At 64.3% G+C, this 22,127-nt stretch carries 21 protein-coding genes; 11 read left to right on the top strand and 10 right to left on the bottom strand.

The genetic code is table 11. The features are described from left to right. The coding region (locus VFF99_RS12345) for a catalase (RefSeq protein WP_325018290.1) at window positions 1-640 on the bottom strand (640 nt) is incomplete at its 3' end. A gap of 207 nt (window positions 641-847) precedes the next feature. On the opposite strand from VFF99_RS12345, the gene VFF99_RS12340 reads away from it, so the two are divergent. Then, window positions 848-1,657, top strand: a complete 810-nt coding sequence (locus VFF99_RS12340) for a GSU2403 family nucleotidyltransferase fold protein (RefSeq protein WP_325018288.1) — start codon at window positions 848-850, stop codon at window positions 1,655-1,657. 167 nt (window positions 1,658-1,824) lie between these two features. Here VFF99_RS12340 and VFF99_RS12335 read toward each other — a convergent pair whose 3' ends face one another. Continuing rightward, window positions 1,825-4,425, bottom strand: coding sequence for a sensor domain-containing protein (locus tag VFF99_RS12335; RefSeq protein WP_325018286.1), 2,601 nt, complete (start codon window positions 4,423-4,425; stop codon window positions 1,825-1,827). A 247-nt stretch (window positions 4,426-4,672) separates the two neighbouring features. On the opposite strand from VFF99_RS12335, the gene VFF99_RS12330 reads away from it, so the two are divergent. Both VFF99_RS12330 and VFF99_RS12325 read left to right on the top strand, forming a co-directional pair. Further along, a complete protein-coding gene (locus tag VFF99_RS12330) occupies window positions 4,673-5,809 on the top strand; it encodes a metallophosphoesterase (protein WP_325018284.1) in 1,137 nt (378 codons plus the stop codon). Window positions 5,810-5,976: 167 nt separating this feature from the next. After that, window positions 5,977-6,699: a hypothetical protein gene (locus VFF99_RS12325; protein WP_325018282.1), complete on the top strand. Its 723-nt coding sequence runs from the start codon at window positions 5,977-5,979 to the stop codon at window positions 6,697-6,699. A gap of 19 nt (window positions 6,700-6,718) precedes the next feature. Here VFF99_RS12325 and VFF99_RS12320 read toward each other — a convergent pair whose 3' ends face one another. From VFF99_RS12320 to VFF99_RS12295, 6 genes are all read right to left on the bottom strand, one after another. Next, entirely contained in the window at window positions 6,719-7,831 is a 1,113-nt protein-coding gene (locus tag VFF99_RS12320) for an NADH:flavin oxidoreductase/NADH oxidase (RefSeq protein ID WP_325018280.1), read from the bottom strand. A 70-nt stretch (window positions 7,832-7,901) separates the two neighbouring features. Beyond that, a complete protein-coding gene (locus tag VFF99_RS12315) occupies window positions 7,902-9,671 on the bottom strand; it encodes a thiamine pyrophosphate-requiring protein (protein WP_325018278.1) in 1,770 nt (589 codons plus the stop codon). A gap of 57 nt (window positions 9,672-9,728) precedes the next feature. Beyond that, on the bottom strand, window positions 9,729-10,643 hold the full coding sequence (locus tag VFF99_RS12310) for a delta(1)-pyrroline-2-carboxylate reductase family protein (protein WP_325018276.1): 915 nt from the start codon (window positions 10,641-10,643) through the stop codon (window positions 9,729-9,731). Window positions 10,644-10,654: 11 nt separating this feature from the next. Next, window positions 10,655-11,929, bottom strand: coding sequence for a cytochrome c (locus VFF99_RS12305; protein ID WP_325018274.1), 1,275 nt, complete (start codon window positions 11,927-11,929; stop codon window positions 10,655-10,657). A gap of 7 nt (window positions 11,930-11,936) precedes the next feature. After that, on the bottom strand, window positions 11,937-12,641 hold the full coding sequence (locus VFF99_RS12300; RefSeq protein WP_414691535.1) for a c-type cytochrome: 705 nt from the start codon (window positions 12,639-12,641) through the stop codon (window positions 11,937-11,939). A gap of 65 nt (window positions 12,642-12,706) precedes the next feature. Beyond that, the gene (locus VFF99_RS12295) at window positions 12,707-13,780 is read right to left on the bottom strand and encodes a 3-deoxy-7-phosphoheptulonate synthase (RefSeq protein ID WP_325018272.1); all 1,074 of its coding nucleotides are present in this window, start codon (window positions 13,778-13,780) and stop codon (window positions 12,707-12,709) included. Between the two features lie 126 nt (window positions 13,781-13,906). Between VFF99_RS12295 and VFF99_RS12290 the strand changes: the two genes are divergently transcribed. From VFF99_RS12290 to VFF99_RS12265, 6 genes are all read left to right on the top strand, one after another. Next, window positions 13,907-14,314 carry a gamma-glutamylcyclotransferase family protein gene (locus VFF99_RS12290; protein ID WP_325018269.1) on the top strand — a complete coding sequence of 136 codons (408 nt, stop codon included), beginning with the start codon at window positions 13,907-13,909 and terminating at the stop codon, window positions 14,312-14,314. A 205-nt stretch (window positions 14,315-14,519) separates the two neighbouring features. Beyond that, complete coding sequence (gene argS, locus VFF99_RS12285; protein ID WP_325018267.1) at window positions 14,520-16,247, top strand: arginine--tRNA ligase; 1,728 nt, start codon at window positions 14,520-14,522, stop codon at window positions 16,245-16,247. Window positions 16,248-16,268: 21 nt separating this feature from the next. Next, window positions 16,269-16,961 carry an SPOR domain-containing protein gene (locus VFF99_RS12280; protein ID WP_325018266.1) on the top strand — a complete coding sequence of 231 codons (693 nt, stop codon included), beginning with the start codon at window positions 16,269-16,271 and terminating at the stop codon, window positions 16,959-16,961. A 26-nt stretch (window positions 16,962-16,987) separates the two neighbouring features. After that, complete coding sequence (locus VFF99_RS12275; protein ID WP_325018264.1) at window positions 16,988-17,653, top strand: thiol:disulfide interchange protein DsbA/DsbL; 666 nt, start codon at window positions 16,988-16,990, stop codon at window positions 17,651-17,653. Between the two features lie 86 nt (window positions 17,654-17,739). Beyond that, a complete protein-coding gene (locus tag VFF99_RS12270; protein ID WP_325018262.1) occupies window positions 17,740-18,537 on the top strand; it encodes an SDR family oxidoreductase in 798 nt (265 codons plus the stop codon). After that, a complete protein-coding gene (locus VFF99_RS12265) occupies window positions 18,534-19,337 on the top strand; it encodes a helical backbone metal receptor (RefSeq protein ID WP_325018261.1) in 804 nt (267 codons plus the stop codon). The genes VFF99_RS12270 and VFF99_RS12265 overlap by 4 nt, the downstream gene beginning before the upstream one ends. On the opposite strand, the gene VFF99_RS12260 is transcribed toward VFF99_RS12265, so the two are convergent. Both VFF99_RS12260 and VFF99_RS12255 read right to left on the bottom strand, forming a co-directional pair. After that, on the bottom strand, window positions 19,321-19,725 hold the full coding sequence (locus VFF99_RS12260) for a hypothetical protein (protein ID WP_325018259.1): 405 nt from the start codon (window positions 19,723-19,725) through the stop codon (window positions 19,321-19,323). The two genes, VFF99_RS12265 and VFF99_RS12260, sit on opposite strands and share 17 nt — an antisense overlap. A 221-nt stretch (window positions 19,726-19,946) precedes the next feature. Next, window positions 19,947-20,987 carry an MBL fold metallo-hydrolase gene (locus VFF99_RS12255; RefSeq protein ID WP_325018257.1) on the bottom strand — a complete coding sequence of 347 codons (1,041 nt, stop codon included), beginning with the start codon at window positions 20,985-20,987 and terminating at the stop codon, window positions 19,947-19,949. A gap of 153 nt (window positions 20,988-21,140) precedes the next feature. On the opposite strand from VFF99_RS12255, the gene VFF99_RS12250 reads away from it, so the two are divergent. Further along, window positions 21,141-21,581 (top strand): MerR family DNA-binding transcriptional regulator, encoded by a 441-nt coding sequence (locus VFF99_RS12250; RefSeq protein ID WP_325018255.1) that lies wholly within the window; start codon window positions 21,141-21,143, stop codon window positions 21,579-21,581. Window positions 21,582-21,717: 136 nt separating this feature from the next. Next, a partial coding sequence (locus tag VFF99_RS12245) for an acyl-CoA dehydrogenase family protein (protein WP_325018253.1) occupies window positions 21,718-22,127 on the top strand: 410 nt, incomplete at its 3' end.

Genomic DNA, 22,127 nt, shown 5'->3' with positions numbered 1-22,127 from the left:
TATTGACGCCCGAACCTTCCATTTCCCGGTAGTTGGCCGGGATGCCCCAGGGGCTCTTCACCCAGGTCACCATGTGCAGCGCTTCCGGCGTCTGCGAAACGAAGTCGTAGAAGCGCCACGGTTCCTGGCGGTTGGTAACGGGATCGGGCTTGAACGCGTGGATCATGTCTGGAAATTTGATCGCGTCGCGGATGAAGAAGACTTTCAGGTTGTTGCCGACCAGGTCCCAGTTGCCGTCCACGGTCTTCAGCTTGACGGCGAACCCGCGCGGATCGCGCGCGGTCTCCGGCGAATCCTTGCCGCCGATCACGGTGGAGAAGCGCACGAATACCGGCGTGCGCACGCCGGTCTGCGTCAGCACCTTGGCGCGAGTGTATTTCTCGGCCGGCTCGTTGCCGATCTTGCCGTAGGCTTCGAACCAGCCATGCGCGCCCGTGCCGCGTGCGTGGACCACGCGTTCGGGAATGCGTTCGCGGTCGAAGTGCGTGATCTTTTCAATGAACTGGTAATTCTCCAGCGTCGCCGGGCCGCGCTCGCCGACCGAGCGCAGCGACTGGTTGTCGCTCACCGGATGCCCCTGGCGCGTCGTGAGGATGGGACGGTCATCCTGCTTGCCCTGCTTGGTCTGCTTGTCCTTCATGACATTCCTTTCATACCGGAAGATGGGGGAAAAGCGTTGACCCGCACGCCACGCGATTGTTTCAACTTTTGAATTTGAAGCTTTCAATCCCCGCGATAGCTGTCGGCGCCTGGTATTGTCGTTGCCAGGATTTTTTTCGGGAAATTGCCTTATCTGATTGATGTATTATTTACCGTATAAATTTCAATTTTTCATATTGCACGGTAAATGGACTACCTTCCGCTTCCCGACAACGCGGCGCGACAGGCAATCGACTCCTCCACCATATTCGAGGAGTATCGGCGCGTATTTGCCGAGGCGCGGGCATACCGGGGTGGCATGTACGGGAAAGTCCAGGGGCAATATGAATATCTTGCCAAGACGTCTCCTGAGAACAAGCAAACATATATCGGCAAGCGCACACCTGAAACGGAGGCCATCTACGCCGCGTTCACTGCGCGCAAGGCTGAGGTTGAAAAGCGGCTCAAATCAATCCAGGAAGCACTTCGAGAAGCAGAACGGCTCAACAAGGCATTGAAGGTCGGACGTGTTCCAACGATCGTTGTCGGCCTGCTGCAAGCCTTCGAGGATGCCGGTCTGTCAGACCATTTCATCGTGGTAGGAACACATGCACTGTATGCGTACGAGACAGCTGCCGGCGTTCGAATTGTGCAAGCGGCATTGGCGACGAATGATGTTGACCTTCTCTGGGACGCGCGCAAGAAGGTGCGTTTTCTCACCGATATCGAGCGGCTTGACAGCTCGGTATTGCGCATCTTGCAAAAGGTAGACGCCAGTTTCCAGCGCAAGGCAGACCAATACGAGACAGCCATCAACGACAAAGGATTCGAGGTCGACTTCTTGCGCCGTCAGCCGGTGGACGAGGACCCTCATCCCTTTCGCTTCTCGAAGGATGAGAACAACCTTTGGCCGGTGCAGGCCCGCCGGGCGGACATCTTGACCGTCACCCCCAAATTCGAACACATCGTCGTTTCCACTACGGGACGGATGGCTTTGATGCGGACGCTGGACCCATAGGTATTTGTCGACTTCAAGAAATGGCTTGCCGCTGACGCGCCGGGCAGGGAGCCGATCAAACGGCGCCGAGACGCTCGGCAAGCACAAATTGTTCAGGCACTGCTTGCTGATGGTCTGTTGCTGTCCCCTGCATCAGGCAAGCAACAAGGGTAGCGCCACCACCTCGCCTATTGCCGGAAAGCCTCCCGGCTACGCGCCAGCATGCGTTCGAATTCGTCCGCCGGCGCCGGCGCTGCGTAGAGAAAACCCTGTCCGTAGTCGCAGCCCGCATCGCGCAGCAGGTTCCATTGTTCCGGCGTCTCGATGCCTTCCGCGATCACTTTCAGCCCGAGGCGGTGCGCCATCACGATCATCGATTCCGCAATCGCGCGGTCGCTCTCGTCGACGGCGATGTCGTTGACGAAGGACTGGTCGATCTTCAGGTAATCGATGTCGAATTTTTTCAGGTAGGCGAGGGACGAGTATCCCGTGCCGAAATCGTCGAGCGCGAGCTCGATGCCGGCGTTGCGGTATTCGATCAGCTTGTCGGCGACGGCCGTCGACGCGTTCACCAGCAATCCTTCGGTGATCTCGACGGTGATCGATCCGGCCGGGATGCCAAGGCCCTGCAGGTAAGCCGGCCAGCTGTCTTCCCTGGTCTTGGACAGGAATTGCACCGGCGACTTGTTCACGCCGACCTGGAAGGGCGTGCCCTGCTGCGCGCTCCAGCGGCGGGCGCAGTCCGCCGCCTGCCGGAACGCCCAGTCGCCGATGTCGTTGATCAGGCCCGACTCCTCGGCCAGCGGGATGAACTCGGCCGGTTCCACCGCTCCCAGTGCAGGGTGGTGCCAGCGCAGCAAGGCTTCCGCCTTCACGATGCGGCCGCTGCGCAGGTCGACCACCGGCTGGAAAACCACCTGCAGCTGGCCTTCATCCAGCGCGCGGCGCAAGTCGCCGCCCAGGCGCAGGCGCGCGTGCGCGTATTCCTGCATGGAACGAGTGAAGAAACTGAACTGGTCTCGCCCCGCCGACTTGGCCGCATACATCGCCTGGTCGGCGTTGCGGATCAGGTCCTCGGGGCTGGTGCCGTCCTCCGGGTAGAGCGTGATGCCCACGCTGCCCGAGACGAAGGCCACTTCGTTGCCGAGATGGAAGGGCTGGTTGAGCGCATCGAGGATTTTCTGCGCGATGTATTCCACATGCGAGACGCTATCGAGTTCCGTCAGGATCACGGTGAACTCGTCACCGCCGAGCCGCGCCACCGTGTCCGACTGGCGCACGCAATTGCTCAGCCGGCGCGCCGCCTGCGTCAGCAGCAGGTCGCCGGCGTCGTGGCCGAGCAGGTCATTGACTTCCTTGAAGCGGTCGAGGTCGATGAACAGCAGCGCCGCCTGCAGGCCGGTGCGGTGCGCCTTGCGCACTTCCTGGTCCAGACGGTCGCGAAACAGGCGGCGGTTGGGCAGGCCGGTCAGGGCGTCGAAGTTGGCGTGCCGCCAGATGCGCTCGTCCGACTCCTTCTTGGCCGAAATGTCGGTCATGGTGCCGGTCAGCCGCAGCGGGCGCCGGCGGTCGTCGCGTGCCACCACGACGGCGCGCGCCATCACCCACTTCCATGTGCCGTCCTTGCAGCGAAGCCGGTGCTCGTCCTGGAAGCTCAAGACCCTGCCGTCGATGCATTCCTGCAGCCGGGCCAGCGTCGATGGTGCGTCGTCCGGATGCAGCCGCGCGCGCCATTCGTCGGCGGTGCAGCCGATCTCTTCGTCCGAATAGCCGATCATTTCCTTCCAGCGCTGGGAATACGTCACCACCTCGGTCTGCATGTCCCAGTCCCACACGCCGTCTCCGGTGCCTTCGATGGCCAGCTTCCAGCGTTCATTGCTGATGCACAGGTCGTCTTCCGCGCGTTTCTGCGCGGTGATGTCATGCCCCTGCACGAAAATGCTGAACACGTTGCCTTCCTGGTCGGTGATCGGCTGCACCACGAGGTCGATGTAGATATCCGATTTCGCCCCGTCCGGTTCGCGCTGGACGATCGCTTTCAGCCCGCGCCCGGTAAAGGCCTTGCCGCTCCGCAGCACCTCTTCCATGATTTCGACGAAGCCCTGGCCCTCCAGCTCGGGCAGGATGTCGCGGAAGGCCTTGCCGACGAGGTCGCGATGCCCGATCAACTGCTGGTAGGCTTCGTTGGCCAATTCGAAGACGAAGTCCGGCCCGCGCAGGACGGCGACGAAGCCGGGCGCTTGCTCGAACAGCCGGCGCAGGTCGCTCAGCTTGGCGTCGAGCATGCGGTTCGTCTCTTCCAGTTCCTGCGAGCGGGTGAACAGGCTGCCCTCCGTGCGGATGCGGAAATCGCGCGCCTGTCCGGCCGCGTGCAGCGCCTTCTTGAGCGTGTACAGCTCGGTCACATCGATCGGGCATTGCATCAGGCAGGACACTGCGCCGTTGCGGTCGAGGATGGGCACGTGCACGATGCTCCAGTAACGTTCCACCATGCCGACCCCGCCCGTGGCCGGATCGGGGATCGCATACTTGACCAGCGACATGCTGTCCGGCTTGCGTGTTGCCAGGACGCGGGCGAATGAGGCGCGGAACATCTCAGCGCCGGAGGGGTCGGCCGGGTCGGGCGGAAAGGCATCGAACACGTTGTGCCCGACCAGCTGGTCGCGGGTCCTTCCCGCGGCGCGGACATAGGCATCGTTGACGTCGAGGATGGTCAGGTCCGGCGCCAGCAACAGGTAGTAATACGGTGATGCGTTGAAGATTGCGGCGAAGTCAGGCACTACGTGCATTTGGCATGCTCCTGGGGCGCGGGCTGGCTGGCAAGGGCTGGCTGGCGGGTCGTTTCTGCGGGGCACTGCCGGCATCACAACCAATAGTTATCCGACTTCAGCTACTTGTAATGTAAGTAAGATTGCCCGTGCCCTGCGCAGTTCCCGCGCGCCGTCTATTGAATAGACGCCTTTTGATCCCAAGATAGAAGCTCGCCGCGCCTACCGGAAAGCGGTTGCAGACAGCCTCATCCGAACGGATTCTTCCATGCGCGTACGCAATTCCACCCTGCTCATTCTTGGCATCCTGGCACTGTTGCACATCTACATCGGCTGGCGCGTCCTGCCCGACCTGCCGCTGACGATCCCGGTCAAGGCCGTTGGGGCAGCATGGCTGGCGGCGTCCTGCATCCTGGTGCCCGCCGGCATGATGGCGCACGGCATCCGGCGCCAGCCGCTGGCCGACCGCCTGACTTGGGCAGGGATGCTTGCGCTCGGCCTGTTCTCGTCGCTGCTGGTGCTTACCTTCCTGCGCGACCTCGTGCTGGGCGTGGCGGCACTGGCAGGGGTCCTGGGGCCGGCGCTCGCGACATGGAGTGCGGTTGCCGTCCCGTCGCTCGCGGGGTTGGCGACGCTGGTCGGTTTCCTGAACGCGCGGCGGGTTGCGGCGGTCGTCGATGTCGAGGTGCCGATCACGGGGCTGCCCGAGGCACTGCAGGGATTCACCATCGCCCAGATCAGCGACATCCACGTCGGCCCCACCATCAAGCGCGGCTACCTGGACGGTATCATCGACGCCGTGAACGCACTCGATGCCGACCTGGTGGCGGTGACCGGCGACCTGGTCGACGGCAGCGTGCACCGCCTCGCGCAGCACACCGCGCCGCTGGCCCGCCTGCGCGCACGCCACGGTGCCTGCTTCGTCACCGGCAACCATGATTACTATTCGGGCGCGCACGAGTGGATACCCGAAGTGCGCCGCCTCGGCCTGCGCGTCTTGCTCAACGAACATGTGGTGCTGGAACACCGCGGCGCATCGCTGCTGGTGGCGGGCGTGACCGATTACAGCGCCCACCATTTTGACGCATCGCATCGCAGCGATCCTCATGCGGCCATCGCCGGCGCGCCCGACACCGTCGGTGCCCGCATTCTGCTGGCGCACCAGCCGCGCTCCGCCCTGCGTGCCGCCGACGCCGGCTTCGACCTGCAGCTATCGGGCCACACCCATGGCGGACAATTCCTGCCCTGGAATTTTTTCGTCCCCATGCAGCAGCCCTGGGTCGCCGGGCTCAACCGGCTGCGCAACATGTGGATCTACGTTTCGCGCGGCACCGGCTACTGGGGGCCGCCGAAACGCTTCGGCGCGCCCTCGGAAATCACGCGCGTGCGGCTGGTGCGCGCCTGAATCCTGTAACAGCGCGCCCGCAATTCTTACCGGATGATGCAAACAGCGGACGCGGCGCCGATCGGGCTACATCCGGAAACAAAATCGTCCGCAAGATGTCCGTAGGGTATCGAACCCGCACGCGCAGCGCGTGTCTGAAACGGGCCATTTGTTTGAAGGAGATCGATGTGGGCATCATCGGTACCCTGCTCGGCAGGCGCGAGCCTGCGGTGGAATACCGCACCGTCGATGGCGGCCATCCGGCGCCGTTCCCCGACATGACCGACGAGCAGCTGTATAACTACGAAGTGACCTTCAACGTGCCCAACCGCACTTTCAAGGAAAGGCCGCGCTCGGTGCGGCCGCCCGAAAAGCGGCAGGCGGCGAAGGAGGCGCACGTCAGGAAGGAACCCTACACCGAGACCTTCATGCAGAAAACGCAGGAACGGCCGCAGCACACCGACATGCAGCAGACCGCGACGGCGCGCCGTCCCACGGAAGCGCCGCAACCCGCGCAACCCGCGCCGCCCGTTCATCCGGTGCCGCCTCCGCTGGAAGAAACGAGCCTTGCGCCGCTCGACTTCGACAAGCCGATGCGTCTCGTCACCACCAAGCAGCCGGTGGAAATCGTTACCACCCGCGCGCGCCATCCGGTGTACAAGGTCCATGCCTACATCGGCGACGACGACGTGGTGACCGTGTTCACGCTCGATGGCCGGCTGTCGGAGAACGGTCCGCGCTACCTCGAGAACGTGCCGCAGAAGCAGCAGCTGCACTTGAACATTTATCCCAACCCGGACGTGCACGCCGCCGAGAGATACGTGCTTACCCAGCACGCTTCGAAAGAGCAGGCCGACGCCGCCGCGAAGCCGGGCCGCATCGCCTGCGTGCCCCTGCAATTTGATCTTTGATCGTTGCCGGCGGGAACGCTCAGCCCTTGCCGGGCAGCGTGAGATGGAACAAGTCCTTCGCCTCGCGCGGCTGCGAGCGCCAGTACTGCGGCGGCGCATCCACCTGTCCGCCCAGCTTCGCGGCGGCATGCCACGGCCAGCGCGGGTTGTAGAGGATGCCGCGGGCCAGTGCCACCATGTCCGCCTGACCGGACGCCACGATCTCTTCCGCATGCTCCGCCTCGGTGATCAGGCCGACCGCAATCGTCGGCATGCCGGAAGCGCGGCGGATGTGTTCGGCGAACGGCACCTGGTAGCCGGCCTTGAGCGGAATCTGCTGCAGCGGCGAAAGCCCGCCACTGGAAACATCGATGAATGCGCAGCCGCGCTTCTTCAATTCCTGCGCGAAGGCAGCGCACTGCTCGACATCCCAGCCGCCCTCCACCCAGTCGGTGGCGGAGACGCGGATGCCGACCGGCTTGGACGGATCGAATGCCGCGCGCACCGCGTCGAACACCTCGAGCGGGAAGCGCATGCGGTTCTCGAGCGAGCCGCCATACGCATCCTCGCGCCGGTTCGACAGCGGCGACAGGAACTGATGCAGCAGGTAACCGTGCGCGGCGTGCAGTTCGATCACATCGATGCCGAGGCGGTCGGTGCGGCGCGCGGCGGCGACGAAGCCGTCGCGGATACGCTGCAGTCCCGCCGCATCGAGCGCGAGCGGTGTTTCGTCGCCTTCGGCGAACGCAAGGGCCGAGGGGGCAAAGGTGCGCCAGCCGCCCGCGCTCGACGGAATGTTCTTGCCGCCTTCCCAAGGCACATGGGTCGACGCTTTGCGGCCGGCATGCGCGAGCTGGATGGCGATCGGCATCGGCGAATACTGCCGGACGGAGTGCAGCACCTCGGCCAGTGCGCGTTCGGTCTCGTCCGACCATAGGCCGAGGTCGGCGGGCGAAATGCGGCCTTCCGGCTCGATGGCCGTCGCCTCGATGATAAGCAGGCCCGCGCCCGAGAGCGCCAGGTGGCCGAGGTGGATGCGGTGCCATTCGGTTGCCGCGCCGTTGTCGGCGGAGTACTGGCACATCGGGGCGATCGCGACGCGGTTCTTCAGGGTCAGCTTGCCAAGGGACAGGGGTGAGAAAAGTGTGCTCATGAAATGGTGTCGTCGGGGGCTATGGGTAGTAAGGATTTAACCACTAAAGACTTTCTCCTGCTGACAACCGTCATGTCCCGGAAGCCTGCCGCTCGATCGCGGCCTTGATCGCCTCCGCGTCGGGATCACCCTTGGCGATGGCTTCGTAGTAGCCCTGCATCTGTTTGCGCGTGACCTGCGGCGGCAGCGGCGGGACGTTGGCGTCGACCACCAGTTCGACCAATGTCGGACGGTCCGCATTCAGCGCCTTGTCCCACGCCGGCCCCGCGTCTTCCGCGCGTTCCACACGGATGCCGTGCAGGCCGAGCATGCGCGCGAAATCGGCGTACGCGAAATCCGGCAATTCCTGCGAAGGCGCGAACTTCGGATCGGCCTGTTGCCCGCGCTGCTCCCAGGTCACGAAGTTCAGGTCGCGGTTGTTGAGCACGGCAATCGTCAGCTTCGGATTGCCCCAGCGTCGCCAGTAGCGGGCAATGGTAATCAGCGCATTGAGGCCGTTCATCTGCATCGCGCCATCGCCGGCAAGCGCGATGACGTGGCGCCGCGGATGCGCGAACTTGGCGCCGATCGCATAGGGCAGCGCGCAGCCCATCGTCGCCAGTCCGCCCGACAGCGAGGCCGACATGCCGCGCCGCAGCTGCAGGTGCAGCGCATACCATGCGGTCGCCGAGCCGGAGTCGCAGGTGAGGATGCAGTCTTCCGGCAGCCGCGAAGACAGCTCGCGGAAGGCGCGCTGCGGATTCATCGGCGACGCCGGGTCTTGTGCGCGGCGCTCCATCAGCTGCTGCCAGCGCTGCACGTCCTGTTCGATCTGCAACTGCCAGCTGCGGTCGCTCTTGCGGTCCAGCAGCGGCAGCAGGGCGCGCAGCGTCTCTTTCGCGTCGCCCACGAGGTTGCATTCCGAGGGATAGCGCAGGCCGAGCATGCGGCCGTCGATGTCGATCTGCACCGCGCGCGCCTTGCCTTCTTCGGGGAGGAACTCCGCGTACGGAAAGCCCGAACCCACCATCAGCAGCGTGTCGCAGCCGTTCATCATGTCGAAGCTCGGCTTGGTCCCGATCATGCCGATGCTGCCGGTGACGAAGGGCAGGTCGTCCGGCACCGCGGCCTTGCCCAGCAGCGCCTTGGCGATGCCCGCACCGAGCACTTCCGCCACCTCGATCACTTCATCCGTCGCCTGCAATGCGCCGGCGCCGGCGAGGATGGCGACCTTCTTCCCGCGGTTCAGGATTTCCGCCGCCTGCAGCAAGCCGTCCTGCGCGGGACACCCGCTGCGCGTGGTGCGGCCGATACCGGTATGCACCGAGCCATGCTCGTGCGGAGGTACTTCCACCGCCTCCATTTCCTGCAAATCGTTGGGGATCACTACGCAGGTCACCGTGCGCTGCTCCATGGCAATGCGCAGGGCGCGGTCGACGAGGTGCTTCACCTGCTCGGCCGTGGTCGCCATGTGCACATATTCGTGGGCCACATCCTTGAACAGCGACACGAGATCTACTTCCTGCTGGTAATCCCCACCCAGCGCCATGCGTTTCTGCTGGCCGACGATAGCAACCACCGGCTGATGGTCGAGCTTCGCGTCGTACAGGCCATTGAGGAGGTGGATGGCTCCAGGCCCGGAAGTGGCGAGGCAGATGCCGACTTCGCCGGTAAATTTTGCATGCGCGCAGGCCATGAAGGCGGCCAGCTCTTCATGCCTTGCCTGGATGAACTCGATGCGGTCCTGGCGCCCGAGGGCGCCCATGATGCCGTTGATGCCGTCCCCCGGGTAGCCGTAGATGCGGCGGATATCCCATTGATCGAGGCGGCGCAGCAGGAAATCGGCGACGGTAGTGGACATGCTGGTCTCCGTTCACAATCGAAACGGAGACGGTACGCAAATAGCGCGCCAGCGGGATCAGGTCGTGCCGATGGCGACGCGTGCCGCTGCGAGATCCCACGCCGCATGGCCGACGGTTTTCAGGACCGGCGCCATTGCATGGGAGGAAGGCGTGCGCGCGGCGGCGGCGAGGTTGGAGACCTTGCTCCAGTCGACCTGCGCACGCAGCAGGTCGCCCGCCTCATGCTGCGCGCCGGCCAGATCGTCGACGAAGACGCTGCGCGCATGCAGCAAGGCTGCCGGGAGCTCCGCCATCTGCGGCTTGAATGCGCCGACGCCAATGGCCATGGTGCGTGGGGGAAGCTGTTCGGGCACCACGGGCGAGGTCGCCGTCGTCAGCGCGATCACGAGGTCCATGTCCTGGCAGGCATCGGCCAGCGCTTCCATCGTCATGGCTTCCGCTGATACGCCCGGATGCTGCGCGCGCAGGCTGGCGCAGAATGCTTCCGCGCCGGCTATGTTACGGCTGCTGATGCGGAAGCGCCTGATGCCGAAATAGGCGGACAGCGCTTCCGCATGCGCAGCCGCCTGCACGCCGGCGCCGATCAGCAGCGCCGACTCAGGCGTGGCAGGCGCAAGCAGGGATATGCCATGCAACGTGACCGCGGCGGTGCGCCTGGCCGTGACCGTCGGCCCGTCCAGCAGCAGGCGGCGCTGGCCGCTGGCGGTATCGAACACGATCACCTCCCCCTGTATCGCGGGCAGGCCGCGCTGCGCATTGTTGCCGTGCACGGTGATCAGCTTGGTCACGCTCACGTCACTCGCCACTGCCGGCATGCACAGCAGCACATTGCCGCCCTCCATGCCCACCACGAGCCGGTCCGGCGCGTTGATTTCCCCGTTCGCGAGCTGCTGCGCGGCGCGCGCGATGGCGGGAACCAGCTTGTCGTACGGGAGGATGCGTGCCGTTTCTCCGGCGTTCAGGATCTGCATGGGAAAAGTCTTCAATCGAGTTGCACGGTGCGGTAGCGGTTCACCTGCTGCCCGCTCACCATCGCGCCGCGGTTGCCCCAGTTGTTGCGCACGAAGGAAACGACAGCCGCCGCTTCGTCGTCGCTGAGCACGTTGCCGAAGGGCGGCATGCCGAAGGGACGCGGATTGCCCTCCGTGCTCGGCGGATAGCCGCCGTGCATGACCGCGCGGATGGGGTTGACCGGGGAATCCAGCATGAGGGCATGGTTGCCGGCAAGCGGCGGAATGTGCGGCGGTTCGCCCGCGCCGTTCGCCTTGTGGCATTCGACGCAATGCTTTTCATAGAGCGCGGCGCCCTGCTTGAGCACACGTTGGTTATCGGCCGTGAGCTCCGGCGGCTCTGCGCCCGGGCCCGTGCCCGCCTTGGGCAGCGACTTCAGATAGACCGCCATCGCGCGCAGGTCGGGATCGTTCAGGTGCTGCAGGCTCTCGCGCACGACTTCGGACATCGGCCCGGAGACCACGCCGCGCGGAGACACGCCTGTCTTCATCAGGTCGACGAGATGCTGCACTTCCCAGTTGCCGAGGCCGGCCTCGCTTTCGCCGGTGAGCGAGGCCGCATACCAGTCCAGCATCGGGATCATGGCGCCGCCGAGGTCTTGTTTCTCGCGCGTCGCGCCGAATACATTGCGCTGCGTATGGCAGGCGCTGCAGTGGCCGAGGCCCTGCACCAGATAGGCGCCGCGGTTCCACTCGGTGTTCTGCTGCGCATTTTCAGCATATACGCCGGGGCGGAAATACAGCGCCCGCCATGCGACCAGCAAGCCGCGCTGGTTGAACGGGAAGCGCAGCTCGGGTTCCTTGTTCTGCTGGCGCACCGGCGGCAGCGACATGAAATACGCATGCATCGCATCCGCGTCGGCCCGCGAGACCCGGGTGTAGTTCGGATACGGGAAGGCCGGATACAGCAGCTTGCCGTCCTTGCCCTTGCCGTTGTGGAGCGCGTTCCAGAAGTCGTCCGCGCTCCAGCTGCCGATGCCGGTTTCCTTGTCGGGCGTAATGTTGGGCGCGTGGATGGTGCCGAACGGGGTGCGGATGGCGCGGCCGCCAGCGAAGGGAATGCCGCCGCGCGCGGTGTGGCAGGCCTGGCAGTCGCCTGCGCGCGCGAGATAGGCGCCGCGGGCGACGAGCTCCGGGCCGCTGGCGCCGCTTGCCGGGACATTGTCTTCGCGCAGGCCGAGCCAGACCGTGACGGCAACGAGCGCGGCAATCAAGGCAAGCAGGATGAGTCCGATGCGTTTCTTCATGCCGGCCTCACTGCGGAACGCTGCCGCAGGCGACGGGCAGCTTGGCGGGAAGCGAGGCTGCGGGCTTCGCATCCGGCGGTACCGGTTGCGCCGCCAGCCAGGACGACACGGCGTTGATATCTTCGAGCGAGAGGCGGTTGGTGATCTCGCCCATGCAATCGGGCGCGGCAGCGCGCCGCGCGCCTTCGCGCCAGGCACCGAACTGGCCGAGCAGGTAATCGCGCGGCAGGCCCAGCAGCCCGGGCAAGGCGGGCGCAACACCGGTCAGCGCTTGTCCATGGCAGGCCATGCAGGCGGGAATGTTCCGCGAGGGATCGCCGTTGAGTGCGAGTGCCTTGCCGCGTTCCAGTACCGCCGGCGGCGCGGCGGCCGGCTGCGGCGGCGGATAGGGCAGGTCCTGCGCCGCGAAGTGTTCCGCCATCTCCTTCAGGTAGTCGTCCGACAGGTGCTGCACCAGGTAGGTCATCAGCGGGTACTGCTCGCGCCTGCCGTCACGGAAGTTGCGCAGCTGGTTGAAGAGGTAGCCGGCCGGCTTGCCGGCGATGCGCGGATAGTAGCCGTCATTGGTGGCGCGGCCCTCCTTGCCGTGGCAGGTGGTGCAGGGGGCGACGCGCTTGGCGATGCCGGTATCGGCCTCGGCCGCAGTGCTGCCGCCGAGCATGCCTGCCAGCAGGAGCGCGGCCGCGAAGAATGGCGAGGAACGCTTGGTCATGGACGCTTGTTCTTGTTAGTGTGACTTGTTGGAACGGCAATCCGGATGCCGGTTCCGTCGCTGCATTACTGCTGCCGCCCGGGCAGCACCTTGCGCAGTACCGCATCGGCGTCGCGCAGCATCTTTTCCGTCGTCTCCCAGCCGACGCAGCCATCCGTGACGGAGCAGCCGTAGACCAGCTTCGACAAGTCTTCCGGAATCGATTGCTTGCCGCCCACGATGTTCGATTCGATCATCACGCCCACCAGCGACTTGTTGCCGCAGCGCACCTGGTTGACCACGTCGGCCATTACCAGCGGCTGCAGGTCGGGATTCTTGAAGCTGTTGGCGTGCGAGCAGTCGATCACGATGTTGGCCGGCAGCTTTGCCTTCTGCAGCGCCTGCTCGGCCATGGCGACCGATACCGTGTCGTAGTTCGGGCGGCCGTCGCCCCCGCGCAGCACCACATGGCCGTAGCGGTTGCCGCTGGTGCGCACGATGGACACCTTGCCCTGGCCGTTGATGCCGAGGAAGGAGTGCGGATGCGAGGCCGAGAGGATGGCGTTGATCGCGATGCTGATGTCGCCGTCGGTGCCGTTCTTGAAGCCGACCGGCGTCGACAGGCCGGAAGACATTTCCCGGTGCGTCTGCGACTCGGTGGTACGCGCGCCGATAGCGGTCCATGTGATCAGGTCGCCGAGGTATTGCGGCGAGATCGGGTCCAGCGCTTCGGTCGCCGTCGGCAGGCCGAGTTCGCACACGTCGAGCAGGAACTTGCGCGCGTTGCCCATGCCGCGCTCGATGTGGAAGGAGTCGTCCATGTCCGGATCGTTGATGTAGCCCTTCCAGCCTGTGGTCGTGCGCGGCTTCTCGAAGTAGACGCGCATGACCAGCAGCAGCGTGTCCTGCACTTCTTCCTGCAGCTTCTTCAGGCGGCGGGCGTAATCGAGGCCGGCCACCGGGTCGTGGATGGAGCACGGGCCGACCACCACGAACATGCGCTTGTCCTTGCGGTCGAGAATGTTGCGCAGCGCCTCGCGGCCCTGCATCACGGCAGTGCCGGCGGCATCGGTCAGCGGCAGCTGGGCATGCAGCACCTCCGGCGTGGGCATGGTTTCGAAGGAAGTGACGTTGACATTCTCGATGTTGAAGGTGGTCATGGCGGGCTCGGCGCAGCGGAAAAGAGTCTGGAAAAAAGGACTAGTTTACCGCGAGCGCGGAACTCGGGCGCGACGCGCCGGCGGGAAAACCGCTATGCTTGGGTTCCACCAACTTTCCGGCGCGCCATGTCCTGCCACGTTTTTACCTACGGTTCCCTGATGTTCCCGGAAGTCTGGCAGCGCGTCGTGCGCGGCGGCTATCGCAGCGCTCCGGCCCGCCTCGACGGCCACGTCCGCTTTGAAATCGCCGGTGAAACTTATCCGGGCATGATCGTCCGCCGGGGAGCCGCGGTGGACGGCGTGCTGTACTTCGACGTCTCGCCCGCCGACATGGCCGCGCTCGATGCCTTCGAAGGCAGCGAATACCGGCGCGACACGGTCAAGGTTGCGCTCGCCTCGGGGGAACAGGTCGACGCCGGTACCTACATCTATCTGCTCCCGCAGAAGTTGTCGGAATCCTCATGGCTGCCCGAGGCCTTCCAGATGGAGCGCTTCATCGATTCCTACTGCAGGGCGAAACTGGGCAGTCGATAAAGGACCGTAGGGCGGGTAGAGCGAAGCGAAACCCCGCCAAAACGCGCCCCGGCGGCACACGGTGGGTTTCGCTTACGCTCTACCCACCCTACCGTCCTCTATGCATCCGGCCGGTAACAGGGAAAAGGGTCGCCCGGAGCCGGTATAATTCCCCCCATCCTCAAATTCACTGAATAACGGCCTCGCGGCCGTTGTCGTTCATTCCATGCTCGCTTCACAAAAACAACAGATTGCCGACCTGTTCAAGGCCGCGCTTGCTCCCATCGTCGCCGGTTCCGGCCTGCAGCCCAATGTCGTCCTGGAGCGCCCGCGCGATCCCGCGCACGGCGACATTGCCTGCAACGTCGCGATGCAGCTCGCCAAGCCGCTCAAGAAAAACCCGCGCGAACTGGCGCAGGCGATCGTCGATTACCTGCTGGCCAACAAGGGCGAACTGGTCGAGAGCGCAGAGATCGCCGGACCAGGTTTCATCAACCTGCGCGTGGCCGCGACCGCCAAGCAGGCCGTGGTGCGCACCATCCTCGAGGAGGGGGCCGCCTTCGGCAAGGGCCAGTCCGGCGCCGGCCGGAAGGTGATGGTGGAATTCGTCTCGGCCAATCCGACCGGCCCGCTGCATGTCGGCCACGGCCGCCAGGGCGCGCTGGGCGACGCCCTGTCCTCGCTGCTGGAAGCGCAGGGTTACGACGTCACACGCGAGTTCTACTACAACGATGCCGGCGTCCAGATCGGCAACCTCGCGCTGTCGGTGCAGGCGCGCGCCAAGGGCTTCAAGCCGGGCGACGCCGGCTGGCCGGAAGCCGCCTACAACGGCGACTACATCGCCGACATCGCCGCCGACTTCCTCGCGAAGCAGACCGTGTCCGCGCGCGACGGCGCGCCGGTGACCGCCAGCGGCGACGCCGACGACATCGAATCGATCCGCAAATTCGCGGTCGCTTATCTGCGCCACGAGCAGGATCTCGATCTGCAGGCCTTCGGCGTCAAGTTCGACAACTACTATCTCGAATCCTCGCTCTACACGGACGGCAAGGTGGAGGCCGCGGTGCAGGCGCTGGTCCAGGCCGGCAAGACCTACGAGCAGGACGGCGCGTTGTGGCTGCGCACCACCGAGTACGGCGACGACAAGGACCGCGTGATGAAGAAGTCCGACGGTACCTACACCTACTTCGTGCCGGACGTGGCCTATCACATCACCAAGTGGCAGCGCGGCTACGGCAAGGTCATCAACGTGCAGGGCAGCGATCACCACGGCACGATCGCGCGCGTGCGCGCCGGCCTGCAGGCGGTCGGCCTCGGCATCCCTCAGGGCTACCCTGACTACGTGCTGCACAAGATGGTCACCGTGATGAAGAACGGCGAGGAAGTGAAGATTTCCAAGCGTGCCGGTTCCTATGTCACGGTGCGCGACCTGATCGAATGGTCGGCGGGCGATGCAGTCAATGAAGCAGGCGAGCGCGACCTCACCCGCGGCCGCGACGCGGTGCGCTTCTTCCTCATCTCGCGCAAGGCGGACACCGAGTTCACCTTCGACGTCGACCTCGCGCTCTCGCAATCCGACGAAAACCCGGTGTACTACGTGCAGTACGCGCATGCGCGCATCTGCTCGGTGCTCGCGCAGTGGGGCGGTGACGAAACGACAATCGACGGCAGCGACCTGTCGCCGCTGACCTCGCCGCGCGAAGCGGCACTGTTGCAGAAGCTTGCCGAGTATCCGGAAATGTTACAAAAAGCCCTCGACGAACTCGGCCCGCATCAGGTAGCGTTCTACCTGCGCGACCTGGCGGGCGAGCTGCACAGCTACTACAACGCCGAGCGCGTCCTGGTCGACGATGTGTCCACCAGGATGGCGCGCCTGGCGTTACTGGTAGCGACACGCCAGGTCTTGCGTAACGGCCTGGCGCTGATCGGGGTATCTGCGCCGGCGAGGATGTAACGAGATGTAATCTGGGGAAGTATGCACAACACCAATAGGCAGCAGGGCGGAACACTATTAGGCATCATCATCGGCTTGGTCATCGGACTCGGCATCGCACTCGGCGTTGCCATGACCATCAACAAGACGCCGATGCCCTTCACCGATAAATCCGGCAAGGTGAAGGCCGGCGATCCGACGCCGAACCAGAGCGCCGACCCGAACCGTCCGCTGTACGGCAACCGGGCCGCGTCCCGGGATGCGGCAAAGGATCTCGCCAGGGAACCGGCGCCGCCCGAGAATACCGCGGCACCCCAGCCGGACAAGAAGCCGGAAGTGGTGAAGGTCGACGCCAAGGGTGAGACCAAGGGTGAAGCAAAGGGCGATTCCAAGGGCGATGGCGAGGCAAAGCAGGACGGCAAGGCGCCGGTGGTGGAGCAGTCCACTGCGGCAAAGAAGCCGGAGGCAGCCGAGGCCAAGGCCGAGAGCGCCGACGACAAGTGGACCTACTTCCTGCAGGCCGGCGCTTTCCGCGAGCAGACCGACGCAGAAGGCATGCGCGCCAAGCTGGCGCTGATGGGGGTGGAAGCCAAGGTGTCCGAGCGGCAGGCTGAAACCGGGGTGCTGTACCGTGTCCGCGTCGGCCCGTTCAGCCAGCTGGAGGCAATGAACAAGGTGCGCGGCAAGCTGTCTGACAACGGCGTGGACGCCGCGGTCGTGCGTATGGCCAAATAGTCATTTACCTAGAGCAAAGGAAGCATATGCGTTTTCTTCAACGTTTTCTTGCAGTACTGAGCATCAGTTTCATCGCCTTCGGCGCCAATGCCGCGCCGAACAACCCGCAGAACGGCGTCGACTACCGCACGCTGGACAAGCCGCAGCAGACCGAATCCGGCAAGAAGATCGAGGTCACCGAGTTCTTCTGGTATTCCTGCCCGCATTGCAATGCGCTCGAGCATGATCTCGTGGCCTGGGTGAAGAAGCAGGGTGACAACATCGTGTTCAAGCGCGTGCCGGTCGCCTTCCGCGACTCGATGGTGCCGCAGCAAAAGCTGTTCTATACGCTGGAAGCGATGGGCAAGTTCGATGAACTGCACCAGAAGGTCTTCAACGCGATCCACGTCGAGAAGCGCCGCGTCGACAGCGATGCGGAAATCCTGGACTTCATCGTCAAGCAGGGCATCGACAAGCAGAAGTTCCTCGAGGTGTACAACTCCTTCGGCGTGCAGAGCAAGGCCAAGCGCGCGACCCAGCTGATGCAGGCCTACCAGGTCGACGGCGTGCCGCTGCTCGCGGTCGACGGCCGTTACCTGACCTCGCCCAGCATCGTCGGCGCCAGCGTGAACAGCCGCTCGGAAGCGGTGCTGCACCAGGCGACCTTCCAGGTAATGGACTGGCTGGTGAACAAGGCCAAGCAAGGCAAGTAAGGCAAGTAAGCCCTCGCCGTATTACACTGAAGTCCGCCTCTCGCAAGAGGGCGGACTTTTTTATTGCCCGTTCCCGGAAAACAAGAATGAAATCACGAACGAAGCGCGTCTTCATCACCGGCGCCTCCAGCGGCCTGGGCGCCGCACTTGCGCAGCGCTATGCGCAGCAGGGTGCCGTTCTCGGCCTGCTGGCGCGCCGCGGCGAGTTGCTGGAGCAGCTTGTGCAGTCGCTTCCGAATCCGGAGCGGCACCGCATCTACGCGGCTGACGTCACCGACCATGCCGCGCTCGCGGCGGCAGCGCAGGATTTCCTGCGCACGCACGGAGGCGTCGACATCGTGATCGCCAATGCAGGCATCTCGGCCGGTACGCTGACCGAGCATGTGGAGGACCTCGCCGTCTTCGAGCGCATCCTCGCCACCAACGTGACGGCGACGGTCGCCACCTTCGCGCCCTTCATCGCCGCCATGAAGCAGCAGGCGCAGGCGGGCAGCCGCGATTGCCGCCTCGTCGGCATCGCCAGCGTCGCCGGCATTCGAGGACTGCCGGGAGCGGAGGCCTACAGCGCATCGAAAGCGGCCGTGATCAGCTATTGCGAGTCGTTACGTGTGGAGTTGAAGTCCAGCGGCATCCGGGTGGTGACCATCGCGCCCGGCTATATCGATACCCCGATGACCAAGGCCAATCCCTACCCGATGCCCTTCCTCATGCCGCCGGCGGCATTTGCGGAGAAGGCGGCGGCGGCGATCGAGGCCGGCGCCAGTTATCGCGTGATCCCGTGGCAAATGGGCATCGTGGCCAAGCTGCTGCGGCTGCTGCCGAACGCGCTCTACGACTTCGCCTTCGCCAGGGCGCCGCACAAGCCGCGCCACGCCAAGCCATGACGCTCGTCGATGCCCTCGGCCGCGAACACCTGCCCGTTCCGCCGGGCGAGGCTCGCATCGTGTCCCTGGTGCCGTCGATCACCGAGCTGCTGTGCGACCTCGGCCTTGCCGCATCGCTGGCCGGGCGCACCGGCTTCTGCATCCATCCGGCGGAAACGGTGCGGTCCATCCCTAAGATCGGTGGTACCAAAGACGTCAACATCGACAAGATCCGCAAGCTCGCGCCCACCCATCTGGTCGTCAACATCGACGAGAACGAACGGCCCACGGTGGAGGCGCTGGCCGAGTTCATTCCCCATGTGATCGTCACCCATCCGCTGGCGCCGCGCGACAACCTCGGCCTCTATCGCCTGCTGGGCGGGATTTTCGGCGCGCAGGAAAAGGCGGAAGCCTTGTGCGCGGCGTTCGAGCAGGAGTACGCCTTGTTGCAGGCCACGCCCAAGGGACCGCCCCAGGTCATGCTGTACTGCATCTGGCAGGATCCGTGGATGACGGTGTCGCGCGATACCTATATCGCCCGCATGATGGAAGAAATCGGCTGGCAGTGCTGGGCGCTGGCTGGCTCGGGGGCTGGCTTGCGGTATCCGGAATTCAGATGGTCGGACGACGTGGTTCGCGCGATCGACGGGGTGCTGTTGTCGAGTGAACCGTATCGTTTTACGGAAGCGCATGTGGATGCGCTGGAGAGGCAGGTCGGCAAACCGGTGCGCTTGCTCGACGGTGAAATGATGTCGTGGTATGGCAGCCGTGCGGTGGCGGGGCTGCGGTACTTGCGCGGCTTGCTTACTTCTGACGGTTGAGCCGCACCAGCATGCGGATGAATTCCCGCGCAATCGCCTGGTGGTGCTCGTCGAGGCGTTGCAGGTCGGCGACGAGTTTCACGTCCGCCGACTCGAATTTCGCCGGCGAGCCGTTGCCGTCACCCCTCTCGTGCCCGTCGGCGCCGCCGAAGCGCAGCCACTCCGCGGGAACGCCCAGCCAGCGTGCCAAGGTGCGCAGCTTTTCCTGCGTCGGGATCGCCTCGCCCACCAGCCATTTTCTTGCCGCATGGACGGTTATCGGACGGCCTTCAAAGCGGATGTTGAATTCCCGCGCCAATTGAGTGGGACTGTCTGGGGAGTAATCGGCATTGCGCAGCGCCTGTTGCAAGCGCTCACTAAAACTTTCTCGTTCGATAGAAGGATTCATGACCGCGCACTATTCCATGTCGAGGCTTGACAGTCAGTCAATGGCTGGTAGGAACTGACTGTGACCTGATGTGTTAAAGGAATGTAACACACAATGACAAGCCGACATTGGTTTTTTACTCCCGGGCGCGGGCTGCGGGGCGCTTTAGATCAACAGAATGTGCGATAAGACGCCGTTTGCAACAATTTGCAAAACGATACGAAAACGAGGCTGATAAGGTGTCAGGCGCGCAGGAAGCGGATGATGCCGTCACTGCCGGTATCGCGCCGCAGCACGCCGTCGAACCAGAGCTTGTGCAGATGGGCAAGCGCTTCGCCCATGGCAAAAGTGAGCTGGTGCGCATCGAGCGGGCGGCGGAACATCACGGGCACGATGTCGGCCGCGGATTGCGGCGTAGCACAGGCTTCGACCACTTCAGCCAGACGCTCCTCATGATGGGCGTTCAGCTGCGCGATGCGGGTGTGCAAGCCACGGAAGGGCTTTCCGTGGGATGGCAGGACCAGGGTCGCCTCCGGCAAGTCGCGGTACTTGGCGAGCGAGTCGAGATAGAGCTGCACCGGGTTGGCTTCCGGCTCCACCGCGAACACTGACACATTGGTGGAAATGCGTGGCAGCACCATGTCGCCGGAAATCAGCACCTGCAGCGCATCGCAATACAGAGACACGTGTTCCGGCGCGTGGCCGAAGCCGGTGATCACGCGCCAGTCGTGTTCGCCGATGCGCACCGACTGTGCGTCCTGCAAGCGGTGGTAAGAGGCCGGCACCGCGGGCACCAGCGTCGGATAGTAACTCTTGCGTCCCTGCAGCTTTTCCAGCATCGCCTCGTCCGTCAGGCCGTGGCGCTGGAAATGCGGCAGCATTGCCGTGCCGTCGACGCCGGGCAGCGAACCCGACATCATGCGGGCGAAGCCGTAATCGCCGGTGCTCATCCACATCGGCGCGTTCCAGCGGGTGCAGAGCCAGTCCGAGAGGCCGACGTGGTCCGGGTGGCAATGCGTCACCATCACCCGCTTGACGGGAAGCCCGTCGAGCTCATTGGTGAACACCGCCTCCCACGCGGCGCGCGTTGCATCGTTGGCAATCCCGCAGTCGACAATGGTCCAGCCCTCGCCATCCTGCAGCAGCCAGAGGTTGATGTGGTCGAGCGCGAAAGGCAGGCCCATCCGCAGCCAGTACACGCCGGGCGCGACTTCAAGCCGGCTGCCGGTAGCGGGGATGGTATCGCCGAAGGCGTAACTGAGCTGGGACTCGAGCGGATTCATGCAGTAAGTTTCCTGGTTTCAATTGCCGATCCTGCATGTTCACATTTCGCACCGGCGCGACTACAATGCGCTTTACGTTAACGTAAACTGCAACCAATAACAGCGATTCTAAGACCAATCCGTTTTTGCTGCTGACGCCACCCAGATTCCGCCATGCCGACCTATACCATCACCGAACTTGCGCGCGAATTCGACATCACGCCGCGGGCCATCCGCTTCTATGAAGACCAGGGCCTGCTCAGCCCCAAGCGCGAAGGCGCCGGCGGCCGCACCCGTGTCTACAGCGCGCGCGAACGCACGCGCCTCAAGCTCACCCTGCGCGGCAAGCGGCTGGGCCTGAGCCTGCAGGAAATCAAGGCGCTGGTCGACATGTACGAGTCGCCCAAGGACACCACGGCGCAGCTCAAGCGCTTCCTGGCGGTGCTGGCCCAGCATCGCGAGACGCTGGAGCGCCAGCGCGAAGACCTCGAAGTCACGCTGGCCGAGATCGCCGCCCATGAAGAGGAATGCCTGCGCCTGCTGGACGGGGAAAAGTCCGGCAAGCCTGCTGCCGTAAAGAAACCCGCGTCGCGAAAGCTCAAGGATGCCGCATAAGCGGCCGATTTACCGTGTTTTTACCGTAATTGCTTTACGTTTACGTAAACGTAAATTGGAAGTATGATTTTCCACTATCGGCATGGGGCGAGGACTTTGCGCCCGGCTGCCACAACGCTAACAAAGTGAGGATGACATGATCCATTTGCCCGGCTTGACCTTTGACCATGGCGAGGACATCGCCGCGCTGCGCGAGACCGTGCAGCAGTTCGCGCAGGCGGAGATCGCGCCGCGCGCCGCCGAAATCGACCGCAGCGACCAGTTCCCCATGGACCTGTGGAAAAAGATGGGCGATCTCGGCCTGCTCGGCGTCACCGTCGGCGAGGAGTATGGCGGCACCGACATGGGCTACCTCGCGCACATCGTCGCGATGGAAGAGATTTCCCGTGCCTCCGCCTCGGTGGGCCTGTCCTACGGCGCGCACTCCAACCTCTGCGTCAATCAGATCAAGCGCAACGGCACCGAAGAGCAGAAGAAGAAATATCTGCCCAAACTGATCTCCGGCGAGCATGTGGGCGCGCTCGCGATGTCCGAGCCGAACGCGGG

It is taken from the genome of Noviherbaspirillum sp. (assembly GCF_035654295.1).
Lineage (GTDB): Bacteria > Pseudomonadota > Gammaproteobacteria > Burkholderiales > Burkholderiaceae_D > Noviherbaspirillum.
This window is presented reverse-complemented; position numbering and strand designations above follow the sequence as displayed.